The organism is Xanthomonas sp. Leaf148, from assembly GCF_001423585.1.
In the GTDB taxonomy this organism is placed as follows: domain Bacteria; phylum Pseudomonadota; class Gammaproteobacteria; order Xanthomonadales; family Xanthomonadaceae; genus Xanthomonas.
This window is the reverse complement of record NZ_LMOP01000001.1, coordinates 978,838-992,582: the sequence shown is the minus strand read 5'-3', so window position 1 is coordinate 992,582 and position 13,745 is coordinate 978,838. Positions and strand designations below refer to the sequence as shown.

At 60.1% G+C, this 13,745-nt stretch carries 25 protein-coding genes and 1 pseudogene; all 26 read left to right on the top strand.

Features of this window, described 5'->3' with window-relative positions:
* Position 1: 1 nt before the first annotated feature.
* Positions 2-1,165, top strand: a pseudogene (gene tuf / locus ASF90_RS04165) (elongation factor Tu); the annotation flags it as partial.
* 10 nt (positions 1,166-1,175) lie between these two features.
* Positions 1,176-1,292, top strand: coding sequence for a hypothetical protein (locus tag ASF90_RS24425; protein ID WP_269079383.1), 117 nt, complete (start codon positions 1,176-1,178; stop codon positions 1,290-1,292).
* 472 nt (positions 1,293-1,764) lie between these two features.
* Positions 1,765-2,076 (top strand): 30S ribosomal protein S10, encoded by a 312-nt coding sequence (rpsJ, locus tag ASF90_RS04160; RefSeq protein ID WP_003486723.1) that lies wholly within the window; start codon positions 1,765-1,767, stop codon positions 2,074-2,076.
* Positions 2,077-2,087: 11 nt separating this feature from the next.
* A complete protein-coding gene (gene rplC / locus ASF90_RS04155) occupies positions 2,088-2,738 on the top strand; it encodes a 50S ribosomal protein L3 (RefSeq protein WP_055846123.1) in 651 nt (216 codons plus the stop codon).
* A 12-nt stretch (positions 2,739-2,750) separates the two neighbouring features.
* Entirely contained in the window at positions 2,751-3,356 is a 606-nt protein-coding gene (rplD, locus tag ASF90_RS04150) for a 50S ribosomal protein L4 (protein WP_055846344.1), read from the top strand.
* Positions 3,353-3,652, top strand: a complete 300-nt coding sequence (rplW, locus tag ASF90_RS04145) for a 50S ribosomal protein L23 (RefSeq protein ID WP_002811694.1) — start codon at positions 3,353-3,355, stop codon at positions 3,650-3,652. The genes rplD and rplW overlap by 4 nt, the downstream gene beginning before the upstream one ends.
* Before the next feature lie 10 nt (positions 3,653-3,662).
* On the top strand, positions 3,663-4,490 hold the full coding sequence (rplB, locus tag ASF90_RS04140; protein ID WP_003486715.1) for a 50S ribosomal protein L2: 828 nt from the start codon (positions 3,663-3,665) through the stop codon (positions 4,488-4,490).
* Between the two features lie 6 nt (positions 4,491-4,496).
* Entirely contained in the window at positions 4,497-4,766 is a 270-nt protein-coding gene (gene rpsS / locus ASF90_RS04135) for a 30S ribosomal protein S19 (RefSeq protein ID WP_005993369.1), read from the top strand.
* A 12-nt stretch (positions 4,767-4,778) separates the two neighbouring features.
* Positions 4,779-5,114: a 50S ribosomal protein L22 gene (gene rplV / locus ASF90_RS04130; protein ID WP_002811686.1), complete on the top strand. Its 336-nt coding sequence runs from the start codon at positions 4,779-4,781 to the stop codon at positions 5,112-5,114.
* Between the two features lie 17 nt (positions 5,115-5,131).
* On the top strand, positions 5,132-5,866 hold the full coding sequence (rpsC, locus tag ASF90_RS04125) for a 30S ribosomal protein S3 (protein ID WP_005993372.1): 735 nt from the start codon (positions 5,132-5,134) through the stop codon (positions 5,864-5,866).
* 5 nt (positions 5,867-5,871) lie between these two features.
* Positions 5,872-6,285, top strand: a complete 414-nt coding sequence (rplP, locus tag ASF90_RS04120) for a 50S ribosomal protein L16 (protein ID WP_003486706.1) — start codon at positions 5,872-5,874, stop codon at positions 6,283-6,285.
* Positions 6,285-6,470 carry a 50S ribosomal protein L29 gene (gene rpmC, locus ASF90_RS04115; RefSeq protein ID WP_055846121.1) on the top strand — a complete coding sequence of 62 codons (186 nt, stop codon included), beginning with the start codon at positions 6,285-6,287 and terminating at the stop codon, positions 6,468-6,470. Before rplP ends, rpmC begins: the two co-directional genes overlap by 1 nt.
* An 11-nt stretch (positions 6,471-6,481) precedes the next feature.
* Positions 6,482-6,751, top strand: coding sequence for a 30S ribosomal protein S17 (rpsQ, locus tag ASF90_RS04110; protein ID WP_005993374.1), 270 nt, complete (start codon positions 6,482-6,484; stop codon positions 6,749-6,751).
* Between the two features lie 14 nt (positions 6,752-6,765).
* A complete protein-coding gene (gene rplN, locus ASF90_RS04105; RefSeq protein WP_003486699.1) occupies positions 6,766-7,134 on the top strand; it encodes a 50S ribosomal protein L14 in 369 nt (122 codons plus the stop codon).
* 15 nt (positions 7,135-7,149) lie between these two features.
* The gene (gene rplX, locus ASF90_RS04100) at positions 7,150-7,467 is read left to right on the top strand and encodes a 50S ribosomal protein L24 (RefSeq protein WP_006450639.1); all 318 of its coding nucleotides are present in this window, start codon (positions 7,150-7,152) and stop codon (positions 7,465-7,467) included.
* Positions 7,468-7,478: 11 nt separating this feature from the next.
* Positions 7,479-8,021, top strand: coding sequence for a 50S ribosomal protein L5 (gene rplE / locus ASF90_RS04095; RefSeq protein ID WP_055846118.1), 543 nt, complete (start codon positions 7,479-7,481; stop codon positions 8,019-8,021).
* An 18-nt stretch (positions 8,022-8,039) separates the two neighbouring features.
* Positions 8,040-8,345: a 30S ribosomal protein S14 gene (gene rpsN / locus ASF90_RS04090; RefSeq protein WP_005917137.1), complete on the top strand. Its 306-nt coding sequence runs from the start codon at positions 8,040-8,042 to the stop codon at positions 8,343-8,345.
* 204 nt (positions 8,346-8,549) lie between these two features.
* Complete coding sequence (gene rpsH, locus ASF90_RS04085) at positions 8,550-8,948, top strand: 30S ribosomal protein S8 (RefSeq protein WP_055846115.1); 399 nt, start codon at positions 8,550-8,552, stop codon at positions 8,946-8,948.
* A 15-nt stretch (positions 8,949-8,963) separates the two neighbouring features.
* The gene (gene rplF / locus ASF90_RS04080; protein ID WP_055846112.1) at positions 8,964-9,491 is read left to right on the top strand and encodes a 50S ribosomal protein L6; all 528 of its coding nucleotides are present in this window, start codon (positions 8,964-8,966) and stop codon (positions 9,489-9,491) included.
* An 88-nt stretch (positions 9,492-9,579) separates the two neighbouring features.
* Positions 9,580-9,939 (top strand): 50S ribosomal protein L18, encoded by a 360-nt coding sequence (rplR, locus tag ASF90_RS04075; RefSeq protein WP_082473395.1) that lies wholly within the window; start codon positions 9,580-9,582, stop codon positions 9,937-9,939.
* Between the two features lie 158 nt (positions 9,940-10,097).
* Positions 10,098-10,640: a 30S ribosomal protein S5 gene (rpsE, locus tag ASF90_RS04070; RefSeq protein WP_055846109.1), complete on the top strand. Its 543-nt coding sequence runs from the start codon at positions 10,098-10,100 to the stop codon at positions 10,638-10,640.
* Positions 10,633-10,824 carry a 50S ribosomal protein L30 gene (gene rpmD, locus ASF90_RS04065; RefSeq protein WP_006450646.1) on the top strand — a complete coding sequence of 64 codons (192 nt, stop codon included), beginning with the start codon at positions 10,633-10,635 and terminating at the stop codon, positions 10,822-10,824. The genes rpsE and rpmD overlap by 8 nt, the downstream gene beginning before the upstream one ends.
* A 4-nt stretch (positions 10,825-10,828) precedes the next feature.
* Positions 10,829-11,272, top strand: a complete 444-nt coding sequence (gene rplO / locus ASF90_RS04060) for a 50S ribosomal protein L15 (protein ID WP_012439114.1) — start codon at positions 10,829-10,831, stop codon at positions 11,270-11,272.
* A gap of 7 nt (positions 11,273-11,279) precedes the next feature.
* Complete coding sequence (secY, locus tag ASF90_RS04055) at positions 11,280-12,647, top strand: preprotein translocase subunit SecY (RefSeq protein WP_023902825.1); 1,368 nt, start codon at positions 11,280-11,282, stop codon at positions 12,645-12,647.
* A 333-nt stretch (positions 12,648-12,980) separates the two neighbouring features.
* Complete coding sequence (rpsM, locus tag ASF90_RS04050; protein WP_003486672.1) at positions 12,981-13,337, top strand: 30S ribosomal protein S13; 357 nt, start codon at positions 12,981-12,983, stop codon at positions 13,335-13,337.
* 10 nt (positions 13,338-13,347) lie between these two features.
* Complete coding sequence (gene rpsK / locus ASF90_RS04045) at positions 13,348-13,740, top strand: 30S ribosomal protein S11 (RefSeq protein ID WP_003486671.1); 393 nt, start codon at positions 13,348-13,350, stop codon at positions 13,738-13,740.
* The last annotated feature ends 5 nt before the right edge of the window (positions 13,741-13,745 follow it).

The window sequence follows — 13,745 nt, the reverse complement described above, 5'->3', positions numbered from 1 at the left end:
CATGGCAAAAGCTAAATTCGAGCGCAACAAGCTGCACGTCAATGTCGGCACCATTGGTCACGTTGACCATGGCAAGACCACGTTGACCGCTGCGCTGACCAAGATCGGTGCTGAGCGTTTCGGTGGTGAGTTCAAGGCGTACGACGCGATCGACGCAGCGCCGGAAGAGAAGGCGCGTGGTATCACGATCTCGACCGCCCACGTCGAATACGAATCCCCGAACCGTCACTACGCACACGTTGACTGCCCCGGCCACGCCGACTACGTCAAGAACATGATCACCGGTGCTGCGCAGATGGACGGCGCGATTCTGGTGTGTTCGGCCGCTGACGGCCCGATGCCGCAGACCCGTGAGCACATCCTGCTSTCGCGTCAGGTYGGCGTGCCGCACATCGTGGTGTTCCTGAACAAGGCTGACATGGTCGACGACGCCGAGCTGCTCGAGCTGGTCGAAATGGAAGTGCGCGAGCTGCTGAGCAAGTACGACTTCCCGGGCGACGACACCCCGATCATTCATGGYTCGGCGCGTCTTGCGCTGGACGGTGATCAGAGCGAAATCGGCGTGCCGGCGATCCTGAAGCTGGTCGATGCACTGGAYAGCTTCATTCCGGATCCGACCCGCGACGTGGACCGCCCGTTCCTGATGCCGGTCGAAGACGTGTTCTCGATCTCCGGCCGCGGCACCGTGGTGACCGGTCGTATCGAGCGCGGCATCATCAAGGTTGGCGACGAAATCGAAATCGTCGGTATCCGCGATACGCAGAAGACCACCGTCACCGGCGTGGAAATGTTCCGCAAGCTGCTGGAYCAGGGTCAGGCAGGCGACAACGCCGGTCTGCTGCTGCGCGGCACCAAGCGTGACGACGTCGAGCGCGGYCAGGTGCTGTGCAAGCCGGGTTCGATCAAGCCGCATACCGAGTTTGAAGCCGAAGTTTACGTGCTGTCCAAGGATGAGGGTGGTCGTCATACCCCGTTCTTCAAGGGCTACCGTCCGCAGTTCTACTTCCGTACCACCGACATCACTGGCGCSTGCCAGCTGCCGGAAGGCGTGGARATGGTGATGCCGGGCGACAACGTGAAGATGGTCGTGACGCTGATCAACCCGGTCGCGATGGATGAAGGTCTGCGCTTCGCAATTCGCGAAGGCGGCCGGACCGTCGGCGCTNGGCGACAACGTGAAGATGGTCGTGACGCTGATCAACCCGGTCGCGATGGATGAAGGTCTGCGCTTCGCAATTCGCGAAGGCGGCCGGACCGTCGGCGCTGGTGTGGTTGCCAAGATCGTCAAGTAAGCAATGCCTGCAGTTCGGCGACTCTGGTCGCCGGCGCAATCAAAAAGGGTCGGCGTAAGCCGGCCCTTTTTTTTGGCTGCAGGTGGGCGAGGTGGGCGAGGTGGGCGAGAAGCAGGATTAATTGAATGGACGCTTGCGCAGTTAAACATCGCTCGCTATAATGCGCGGCTCGGTGTCCCTGGGTAGGGCGCTGAGTTCACAGCGAAAAGAACGGCAGGAAGCCGCTCGTGTTCGCCAGACCGGGAAGGTCGCGTTGCATGGAGCACTCAACAACTCAGTCGTTGTTGACCGTGCTCTAGCTGCGCATTATACTTTTCCGTCTGGGCAGGCCGGTTTACCGGGCTGCCTCAGTTTTTGGGCGGAGGAAAGCCCTCGTCGGCAGGATGTCTGGCGATTTCACCAATGCAGGAATACCGGGGCAGGTATCCCAGAGGCCTTGCCCGTCGCTCTTTTAACGAAGGAAGCTTCCGTCATGTCGGAACAAAAGATCCGGATTCGGTTGAAGGCGTTCGATCATCGTTTGATCGACCGTTCGGCCAGCGAGATCGTCGAAACGGCTAAGCGGACCGGCGCGCAAGTGCGTGGCCCGATCCCGTTGCCGACCAAGATCGAACGTTACACCATCCTCGTATCCCCGCATGCCGACAAGGATGCGCGTGACCAATACGAAACCCGCACGCACAAGCGTGTGCTCGATATCGTCGACCCGAACGACAAGACCGTGGACGCGCTGATGAAGCTCGAACTCGCGGCTGGCGTCGACGTACAGATCAAGTTGACCTGAGGACTACGACCATGACGAAGAAATATTCGTTGGGCTTCGTAGGCCGCAAGGCTGGCATGAGCCGCGTCTTCACTGAAGATGGCCGCTCCGTGCCGGTTACGCTGATCGAAGCAACTCCGAACCGCATCGCGCAGATCAAGACCGTTGAAACCGACGGCTACAGCGCAGTGCAGATTACCGTTGGCGCGCGTCGCGCCGCACTGGTCAACAAGCCGGCCTCCGGTCACTTCGCCAAGGCGAAGGTCGAAGCGGGTCGCGGCTTGTGGGAATTCCGCGTTGAAGATGCGCAGCTCGGCGATTTCGCCGTCGGCGGCGAAATCAAGGCGGACATCTTCGAGGTCGGCCAAAAGGTCGACGTCCAGGGCGTCACCAAGGGTAAGGGTTTCCAGGGCACCATCAAGCGCTACAACTTCCGTATGGGCGATGCAACTCACGGTAACTCGCTGTCGCATCGCGCGCCGGGTTCGTTGGGTCAGCGCCAGACCCCGGGTCGCGTTTTCCCGGGTAAGAAGATGTCGGGCCACATGGGCGCCGTGCAGCAAAGCACGCTGAACCTGGAAGTGGTCAAGGTCGACGTCGAGCGTGGTCTGATTGCTATCCGCGGCGCCGTGCCTGGCGCAGCTGGTGGCGACGTGATCGTCCGTCCGGCGAGCAAGGCATAAGGAGAGATGACGATGGAACTCGTTATCACGGGTAGCAATAACAAGGTCTCGGTCTCCGATGCCGTGTTCGGTCGCGAATTCAGCGAAGATCTGGTTCACCAGGTCGTCGTCGCTTATCGCAATGCCGGTCGCGCTGGTACCAAGGCACAGAAGACGCGTTCGGAAGTTGCGGGCACGACCAAGAAGTCGAAGAAGCAGAAGGGCGGCGGCGCGCGTCACGGCGCGTTGACGGCTCCGATCTTCGTCGGCGGCGGCGTGACCTTCGCGGCCAAGCCGCGCAGCTTCGAGCAGAAAGTCAACCGCAAGATGTACCGTGCGGCCATCTGCGCGATCTTCTCTGAGCTTAATCGCCAGGGTCGCCTGATGATCGTCGATGCGTTCGACGTCGAAACCACCAAGACCCAGGGTCTGATCGAGAAGTTGAAGGGACTGGATGTGGGCAAGCGCCCGCTGATCGTCACCGAAGAAGCTTCCGAGCACCTGTATCTGTCTGCTCGCAATCTGCCGTATGTGCAGGTGCGTGATGTGCAGGGTCTGGATCCGGTCGCTTTGGTCGGGGCCGATACGGTCGTGATCACCGCCGATGCGGTCAAGAAGATCGAGGAGTGGCTGGCATGAGCAGCAACGAAAAAATCTTCAGCGTGCTGCGTGCTCCGCGAGTCTCTGAAAAGACCGCGCGCCTGCAGGAAATCTCCAACCAGTATGTCTTCGAAGTTTCGAACGAAGCCACCAAGGCCGATGTAAAGGCCGCGGTTGAGCAGCTGTTCGACGTCAAGGTCAAGGCAGTCAACGTGGTCAACGTCAAGGGCAAGAGCAAGTCCTTCCGTAACCGTGCTGGCAGCCGTGGCAATTGGCGCAAGGCGTACGTCCGCCTGGTTGATGGTCAGTCCATCGACGTAACGGCCAAGGCCTGAGGTCCATCCCATGCCATTGATGAAGTTCAAACCCACCTCTCCCGGCCGTCGTTCCGCCGTGCGCGTGGTTACTCCCGATCTGCACAAGGGCGCACCGCACGCGGCGCTGCTCGATTCGCAGAGCAAGTCCGGTGGTCGTAACCACCATGGCCGCATCACCGTGCGTCACGTCGGTGGTGGCCACAAGCAGCACTACCGCATCATCGACTTCAAGCGCAACAAGGAAGGTATTCCGGCGCGTGTGGAGCGGATCGAATACGATCCGAACCGTACCGCTCATATCGCCCTGCTGTGCTACGTCGACGGCGAGCGTCGCTACATCATCGCCCCCAAGGGCCTGAAGGCTGGCGACCAGGTTATTGCCGGTGCTAATGCACCGATCAAGACCGGTAACACGCTTCCGCTGCGTAACATCCCGGTCGGTACGACGGTGCACGGTATCGAGCTGAAGCCGGGTAAGGGCGCTCAGATCGCACGTGCTGCCGGTGCAGCCGTCCAGTTGGTCGCTCGCGAAGGCATCTATGCCACGCTGCGTCTGCGCTCGGGCGAAATGCGCAAGGTGCCTGTCGAATGCCGTGCCACCATCGGTGAAGTCGGCAACGACGAGCACAACCTCGAGAAGTTGGGCAAGGCCGGCGCCAAGCGTTGGCGCGGTGTTCGCCCGACCGTTCGCGGTGCGGCCATGAACCCGGTCGATCACCCGCACGGTGGTGGTGAAGCGAAGGCTGGTCAGGGTAATCCGCATCCGGTCACCCCGTGGGGTGTTCCGACCAAGGGTTACAAGACGCGCAAGAACAAGCGCACCCAGCAATTCATCGTCCGCGATCGTAGGGGCTAATCGACCATGGCACGTTCACTTAAGAAGGGCCCGTTCGTCGATCACCACCTCGCAAAGAAGGTGGAGTCCGCTGCGGGTAGCAAGAAGCCGATCAAGACCTGGTCGCGCCGTTCGATGATCCTGCCGGAAATGGTAGGCATCACCATCGCCGTGCATAACGGTAAGAACCACATTCCGGTGCTCGTCAACGAGAATATGGTCGGCCACAAGCTCGGCGAATTTGCCGTCACCCGGACCTTCAAGGGTCACGGTGGCGACAAGAAGTCGAGCAGGTAAGGAGAGATGACGATGGAAGCGAAAGCAATCCTGCGCACCGCGCGCATCTCCCCGCAGAAGGCCCGCCTGGTCGCTGACCAGGTGCGTGGTTTGTCCGCCGAGCGTGCGGTCAATCTGCTGAAGTTCTCGGACAAAAAGGCTGCACACCTGATCAAAAAGGTTGTGGAGTCGGCTATTGCCAATGCAGAGAACAATCAGGGCGCGGATGTCGACGAGCTGAAGGTCAAGACCATCATGGTTGATGAAGGTCCGTCCCTGAAGCGTTTCATGGCGCGGGCTAAAGGCCGCGGTACCCGCATCCTCAAGCGCACCAGTCACATCACTGTGATTGTTGGCGCCGCCAAGTAAGCGGAAAGGAAAAGACCATGGGTCATAAAGTTCATCCGACTGGAATCCGTCTTGGTATCTCCAAAGACTGGAATTCCAAGTGGTACGCAAACAAGGGCGATTTCGCTGCCTATTTGGCAGCCGACCTGAAAGTGCGTGAAATGCTGCGCAAGAAGCTCGCGCAGGCAGGTGTCAGCAAGATCTTGATCGAGCGCCCTGCCAAAACCGCCCGCGTGACGATTCACACTGCCCGTCCGGGCGTGGTGATCGGCAAGCGTGGCGAGGACATCGAAAAGCTGCGTAAGGAAGTGAGCGAGCTGATGGGCGTTCCGGCGCACATCAACGTCACCGAAGTGCGCAAGCCGGAGCTGGATGCGCAGCTGGTCGCTGAATCGATCGCGCAGCAGCTTGAGCGTCGCATCATGTTCCGCCGCGCAATGAAGCGCTCGGTCGGTAACGCGATGCGCTTGGGTGCCCTGGGCATCAAGGTCAACGTGGCTGGCCGCCTCAACGGTGCAGAAATCGCCCGTTCGGAGTGGTACCGCGAAGGCCGCGTGCCGCTGCACACGCTACGTGCCGACATTGATTACGGTTTTGCCGAGGCGTCCACGACGTACGGCATCATCGGCATCAAGGTCTGGATCTATAAGGGCGAAGTCTTCGACTTCTCTCAGGTTGGCCAGGAAAAGCAGGACGACAGCCCGCGCAACGATCGTAACGATCGCGGCGACCGTGGTGACCGCCCGTCGCGCCCGGCTCGTGAAGCGAGGTAACGGCAATGTTGCAACCCAAGCGAACCAAATATCGCAAGATGCACAAGGGCCGCAATGACGGCCTGGCATGGAGCGGAAACGCCGTCAGCTTCGGCGAATACGGTCTCAAGGCCACGGCGCACGGTCAGCTGACCGCACGCCAGATTGAAGCAGCACGCCGCACGATCAGTCGCCACGTCAAGAAGGGCGGCAAGATGTGGATCCGTGTGTTCCCCGACAAGCCGATCACCAAGAAGCCGATCGAAGTCCGCATGGGCTCCGGTAAGGGCAACGTGGAGTACTGGGTCGCGCAGATTCAGCCGGGCCGCATGATCTATGAAATCGAGGGTATTCCCGAAGAGACTGCACGTGAGGCGTTCCGCCTTGCCGCTGCCAAGCTCTCGGTGACGACCACTTTCGTGACCCGGACGGTGCGCTGATGGATATCAAACAACTCCGCGAGAAGTCGGCTGACGAACTGAAGGCCCACCTGACCGATCTGCGTAAGGAGCAGTTCTCGCTCCGCATGCAGCAGGTCACCGGCCAGCTGCCGAAGACCCACGATACCCGCCGGGTGCGCCGCGAGATTGCTCGCGTCAAGCACCTGCTCGGCAGCACCAAGTAAGGACGGCCGCGATGAGCGACAACAACGAAAAGCAAGCGCTGCGCACGGTCGAAGGCCGTGTCGTCAGCAACAAGATGGACAAGACGGTCACCGTGTTGGTGGAGCGCCAAGTCAAGCATGCTCTGTACGGTAAGTACATCAAGCGCTCGACCAAGCTGCACGCACACGATGCCGACAATGCCTGTAATGAAGGCGACGTCGTGCGTGTGACCGAGATTGCTCCAATGTCCAAGACCAAGAACTGGCGGGTGGTCGAAATCGTCACCCGTTCGGCCGGCTAAGGGAGATCTGAATCATGATCCAGATGCAGAGCTACCTCGATGTGGCCGACAATTCGGGTGCCAAGGAAGTGATGTGCATCAAGGTGCTGGGCGGCTCGAAGCGCCGCTACGCACACATTGGCGACATCATCAAGGTGACCGTCAAGGACGCCATTCCGCGTGGCAAGGTCAAGAAAGGCGAAGTCTACGACGCCGTCGTGGTGCGTACCCGCAAGGGTGTGCGCCGTCCCGACGGTTCGCTGATCCGCTTCGATGGCAATGCCGCTGTGCTGTTGAACAATAAGCAGGAGCCGATCGGGACCCGCATCTTCGGGCCGGTGACGCGCGAGCTGCGTTCCGAGAAGTTCATGAAGATCGTCTCGCTCGCTCCCGAAGTGCTGTGAGCGGAGGACATACACATGGCTAACCGTATCAAGAAGGGCGACCAGGTCGTCATCAACACCGGCAAGGACAAGGGTAAGCAGGGTGAAGTTGTGCGTGTGGACGGCGATCGCGTGATCGTCTCCAATGCCAACATCATCAAGCGCCACACCAAGCCGAACCCGCAGGCGGGTGTCGCCGGCGGCGTGGTCGAGCGTGAAGCGTCGATCCATATCTCCAACGTCAATATCGTCAACCCGGCAACGGGCAAGGGCGAGCGCGTTGGCTTCAAGGTGCTGGAGGATGGACGCAAATTGCGTGTGTTCCGCTCCAGCGGTGAGGCGCTCGACGCCTGAGGAATGAGATCATGAACACTCGTCTCGAAAAGTTTTACAAGGAAAACGTGGTGCCGGCCCTGATGAAGGAATTCGGCTACTCCAATCCGATGGAAGTGCCGAAGCTGGTCAAGGTCACGCTCAACATGGGCGTGGGTGAGGCGGCTACCAACAAGAAGATTCTTGAAAATGCGGTCGCCGACATGTCCAAGATCTCCGGTCAGAAGCCGGTGGTCACCAAGTCGCGCGTTTCGGTCGCATCGTTCAAGATTCGTGACGGTTGGCCGATCGGCTGCAAGACCACCTTGCGTCGCGCCAAGATGTACGAGTTCCTGGATCGCCTGATCAACATCTCGTTGCCGCGCGTGCGCGACTTCCGTGGTGTGTCCGGTCGTTCCTTCGACGGTCGTGGCAACTTCAACATGGGTGTGAAGGAACAGATCATCTTCCCGGAAATCGACTTCGACGCCGTCGACGCGATTCGCGGTATGGATATCGCCATCACCACCACCGCCAAGACGGATGCGGAAGCGAAGGCGCTGCTGGCAGCGTTCAAGTTCCCGTTCCGTAACTGACCGTCGAGGACATCCGAAATGGCAAAGACCTCCATGATCCACCGCGACATCAAGCGTGCAAAGTTGGCGAAGAAATTCGCCGGCAAGCGTGATGCGCTGAAGAAGATCCTCTCCAGTCAGGATGCGTCCTACGAAGAGAAGATCGATGCTTCGACCAAGTTGCAGAAGCTGCCGCGCGATTCGTCGCCGAGCCGCCACCGCAACCGTTGCGAGCTGTCCGGTCGTCCGCGCGGTGTCTACCGCAAGTTCGGTCTGGGTCGCAACATGCTCCGCAAGGCCACGATGAACGGCGACGTTCCGGGTCTGCGTAAGGCAAGCTGGTAACAGCATTCCGGCCGTTCGCGGCCGGTTTGAGCAGGATTGTTCTGTTCAACAAGGGAGTCCGACGCAAGTCGGGCTCTTTTGTCGTATACTTCCGCTTCTGTCTTGCCCGTACGGGCTCGGCGTAGCGTCAAGGGTCCTGGCCCATCCCCAGGAAAACACAAGATTTTCGCGAAAGCGGATATCGGTGCACTCAAAGGTACTCATATGAGCATGACTGATCCCATCGCCGACCTGCTGGTTCGCATCAAGAATGCGGCCGCGGTTGGTAAGCAGACGGTGAAATTGCCGTCATCCAAGATCAAGGTTGCGATCGCCCAAGTCCTGAAGGACGAGGGTTACATCACCGACCTGCGCGTAACGGCCACCGAGAACAATAAATCGGAGCTGGAAATCGTGCTGAAGTATTTCGAAGGCCGTCCGGTCATCGAGTCCCTGAAGCGTTTCTCGCGCTCGGGTCTGCGTCAGTACCGCGGCAAGACCGAGCTGCCCAAGGTCCTCGGTGGCCTGGGTATCGCCATCATCTCCACGTCGAAGGGCATCATGACCGATGCGCAGGCTCGCGAAGCCGGCGTTGGTGGTGAAGTCCTGTGCTTCGTGGCCTAAGGGAAGGAATCGAACATGTCCCGTGTAGCCAAGAAGCCTGTGTCCCTTCCGAAGGGTGTTGAGCTCAACGTCCAGCCTGAGCTGGTTAGCGTCAAGGGCCCGAAGGGCACGTTGACCCTGCCGAAGCCGGTGGGCGTGGAAATCGCCATCGACGGCGATGTTGCAACGCTGTCGGCCAACGATCCGTCGCAGCTCGCCATCACCGGCACCGTGCGCGCCATCCTTGCCAATATGGTCAAGGGTGTGTCCGAAGGTTTCGAGCGCAAGCTCGAGCTGGTCGGCGTCGGTTACCGTGCTGCCATGCAGGGCAAGGATCTGAGCCTGGCGCTCGGTTTCTCGCACCCGTTGGTGTTCGTGGCGCCGGAAGGCATCACGTTGTCGACCCCGACCCAGACCGAAATTCTGGTCCAGGGCGCCGACAAGCAGCGCGTCGGCGAAGTCGCCGCCAAGATTCGCGGTTTCCGTCCGCCGGAGCCCTACAAGGGCAAGGGTGTGAAGTACGCCGGTGAAGTCATCATTCGCAAGGAAGCCAAGAAGGCTTAATGGCGAGTCCCTCGCAAGAGCCCGCACATCCATGTGCGGACTTTTAACAGGAACGCGCTTTCCCTTCAGCTTCCGTAGGATAAATATTATGAGCATCAACAAGAACATCGCCCGTCTGCGTCGCGCCAAATCCACCCGCTCGCATATCCGCGAACTGGGTGTCGCCCGTCTGTCGGTGCTGCGCACCGGTCAGCACCTGTATGCCCAGGTCTTCACTGCCGATGGTTCCAAGGTGATCGCTGCGGCGAATACCCTGCAGGCCGACGTCAAGGATGGTCTGAAGAACGGCAAGAACAGCGATGCAGCCGTCAAGGTTGGCAGGTTGATCGCCGAGCGCGCCAAGGCTGCCGGTATCGAGAAGGTCGCATTCGATCGCTCGGGCTACCGCTACCACGGCCGCATCAAGGCGCTGGCCGATGCAGCTCGCGAAGGCGGCCTGCAGTTCTAAGCACTGCTGCGGATGTGGCCATCGGCTGCATCCGCGTTTCCGCCGGCAGGGAGATGCCGGACCGTCCCGTTCTTTTGTAGCGGCTACGGGAACACCGCTTCATTCCACAACCATAAGCGGCCTAGAGCCGTACATACTCAATCAATCAAGGAATCAAGATGGCAGAAGAACGTGCACCGCGGGGTCGTGATCGCGACCGTAACCGCGAAGAGAAAGTCGACGATGGCATGATCGAAAAGCTGGTCGCGGTTAACCGCGTCAGCAAGACGGTCAAGGGCGGTCGTCAGTTCACCTTTACCGCGCTGACCGTGGTCGGCGATGGCCTGGGCAAGGTTGGTTTCGGTTATGGCAAGGCGCGCGAAGTGCCGGTCGCCATCCAGAAGTCGATGGAGCAGGCGCGCAAGAACCTGGCCAGCGTCGATCTGAATAACGGCACCTTGTGGCACGCCGTCAAGTCCGGCCATGGCGCAGCGCGTGTTTACATGCAGCCCGCCTCGGAAGGTACTGGCGTCATTGCTGGTGGCGCCATGCGCGCTGTGCTGGAAGCGGTTGGCGTGAAGAACGTGCTGGCCAAGGCAGTTGGTTCGCGTAATCCGATCAACCTGGTCCGTGCAACTCTGAAGGGTCTGTCGGAAGTGCAGTCGCCGACGCGTGTTGCGGCCAAGCGCGGCAAGAAGGTGGAGGAGCTCAACCATGGCTAAGGACACTGGCAAGACTGTGAAGGTGCGCCTGGTGCGCGGCCTGCGTGGTACCCAGTCGCGTCACCGCTTGTCGGTGCATGCGTTGGGCCTGAATAAGATCAACGATGTGCGTGAACTCAAGGACAGCCCGCAGGTGCGTGGCCTGATCAACACGGTTCACTACCTCGTCAAGGTTGAGGACTAATCCAATGACTATGCATCTCAATGACCTCAAGCCCGCCGATGGTGCCCGTACCGAGCGTACGCGTGTCGGTCGCGGTATCGGTTCTGGCCTTGGCAAGACCTGTGGCCGTGGCCATAAGGGCTCGTTCGCGCGTAAGGGCGGCGGCAAGATCAAGGCTGGCTTCGAAGGCGGCCAGACTCCGATGCAGCGTCGTCTGCCGAAGATCGGTTTCCGCTCCAAGATGGCGCGCGACAGCGCAGAAGTGCTGTCCTACCAGCTGGATAAGCTGGAAGCAGGTGAAATCGACTTTGCAGCGCTGCGTGCGGCCAATCTGGTCCCGAGCCGCGCCAAGAAGGCGAAGATCGTGCTGAAGGGCGAGCTGAGCAAGAAGTTCGTGCTGAAGGGCGTTGCGGCTACCGCAGGCGCCAAGGCAGCAATCGAAGCTGCCGGCGGCAGCGTAGAGGAGTAATCGGCAGATGGCGCAGGCTGGCATTGGTAACCTCGGTGGCGGGCTCGGCAAGTTCACGGAACTTCGTCAGCGGCTACTGTTCGTCCTCGGGGCATTGATCGTCTATCGCATCGGCTGCTATGTGCCGGTGCCGGGCGTGAATCCCGATGCCATGCTTTCGTTGATGCAGGCGCAGGGTGGCGGCATCGTGGACATGTTCAACATGTTCTCGGGCGGCGCCCTGCACCGTTTCAGCATTTTTGCATTGAACGTCATGCCGTACATTTCGGCATCGATCGTGATTCAGTTGGCTACGCACATCTTTCCCGCCCTCAAGGCGATGCAGAAGGAAGGCGAGTCGGGTCGACGCAAGATCACCCAATATTCGCGTATCGGCGCGGTGCTTCTGGCGGTAGTGCAGGGCGGCAGTATCGCGCTCGCGTTGCAGAATCAGACGGCGCCAGGCGGCGCTCCGGTTGTCTACGCGCCAGGTATGGGCTTCGTGTTGACCGCAGTGATTGCGTTGACCGCCGGCACTATCTTTTTGATGTGGGTTGGCGAGCAGGTTACCGAGCGCGGTATCGGTAACGGCGTGTCGCTGATCATCTTTGCCGGCATCGTTGCTGGTCTGCCGTCGGGAGCGATTCAAACCGTCGAAGCATTCCGCGAAGGCAACCTGAGCTTCATCTCGCTGTTGCTGATCGTCATCACCATCCTGGCGTTTACGCTGTTTGTTGTGTTCGTCGAACGCGGGCAACGGCGCATTACAGTCAACTACGCGCGGCGTCAGGGCGGTCGCAATGCGTATATGAATCAGACCTCATTCCTGCCGTTGAAGCTCAATATGGCAGGCGTGATTCCGCCGATCTTCGCGTCGAGTATCCTGGCATTTCCGGCCACGTTGTCGATGTGGTCCGGTCAGGCTGCATCGGGTAGTGGTGTAGGTTCGTGGCTGCAGAAGATCGCAAATGCGCTTGGGCCGGGTGAGCCGGTTCACATGTTGGTGTTCGCGGCACTGATCATCGGCTTCGCGTTCTTCTACACGGCGCTGGTATTCAACTCGCAGGAAACCGCCGACAACCTCAAGAAGTCTGGCGCGTTGATTCCGGGTATCCGTCCGGGCAAGGCCACGGCCGATTATGTCGATGGCGTGCTGACGCGGCTGACAGCGGCGGGTTCGTTGTACCTGGTGATCGTCTGCTTGCTGCCGGAAATCATGCGCACGCAGCTCGGCACGTCGTTTCACTTCGGCGGCACCTCGCTGTTGATTGCGGTGGTGGTGGTGATGGATTTCATTGCACAGATCCAGGCGCACCTGATGTCGCATCAGTATGAGAGCTTGCTGAAGAAGGCCAACCTGAAGGGCGGCTCGCGCGGCGGTCTCGCTCGCGGTTAAGTGGTACACTAGATCTTCATTACGTGAAGACGGCCTGGTTCCCGGGCCACGATCTTCCGATCAGAAGGGCGGCTCGCGCGACGTCTCGCGCGCGGGTGTGACGGGGTGGTCCTGTGCGGGAGTAGCACAGGCGATTCGGAGAAGTTTTCTGGATCAACACCGTCCGGCGCCGGAGCGAGGGCACACTCCCCACGCCGGGTCCATGGAACTTCTGGTTCCACGGGCTTCAAAGCAATCCGAGGCCTTGCTATAATTCCGAGTTCACTTTTTGATCCATCCTGCCGGATGGCGCCTGGGCGCTGTCGGGCCATCACTCAGTTGGAGAATCGCGTCATGGCGCGTATTGCAGGCGTCAACCTGCCAGCCCAGAAGCACGTCTGGGTCGGGTTGCAAAGCATCTACGGCATCGGCCGTACCCGTTCGAAGAAGCTCTGCGAATCCGCAGGCGTTACCTCTACCACGAAGATTCGTGATCTGTCCGAACCCGAAATCGAGCGCCTGCGCGCCGAAGTCGGCAAGTATGTCGTCGAAGGCGACCTGCGCCGCGAAATCGGTATCGCGATCAAGCGACTGATGGACCTGGGCTGCTATCGCGGTCTGCGTCATCGCCGTGGTCTCCCGCTGCGTGGTCAGCGCACCCGTACCAACGCCCGCACCCGTAAGGGTCCGCGCAAGGCGATCAGGAAGTAAGGGATAGATCATGGCAAAGCCAGCAGAAAAGAAAACGAAGAAGAAGATCAAGCGCGTCATCACTGACGGCGTCGCTCACGTCCACGCTTCGTTCAACAACACCATCGTCACCATCACCGATCGCCAGGGCAACGCCTTGTCGTGGGCTACGTCCGGCGGCGCCGGGTTCCGTGGTTCGCGTAAGTCGACCCCGTTCGCCGCTCAGGTTGCCGCCGAAAAGGCTGGCCGCGCTGCGCTCGACTACGGCGTGAAGTCGCTGGAAGTACGTATCAAGGGTCCGGGTCCGGGCCGTGAGTCGGCCGTGCGTTCGTTGAACAACGTGGGCTACAAGATCACCAACATCATCGACGTGACGCCAATCCCGCATAACGGGTGCCGTCCGCCGAAGAAGCGTCGCGTCTAAAGGGA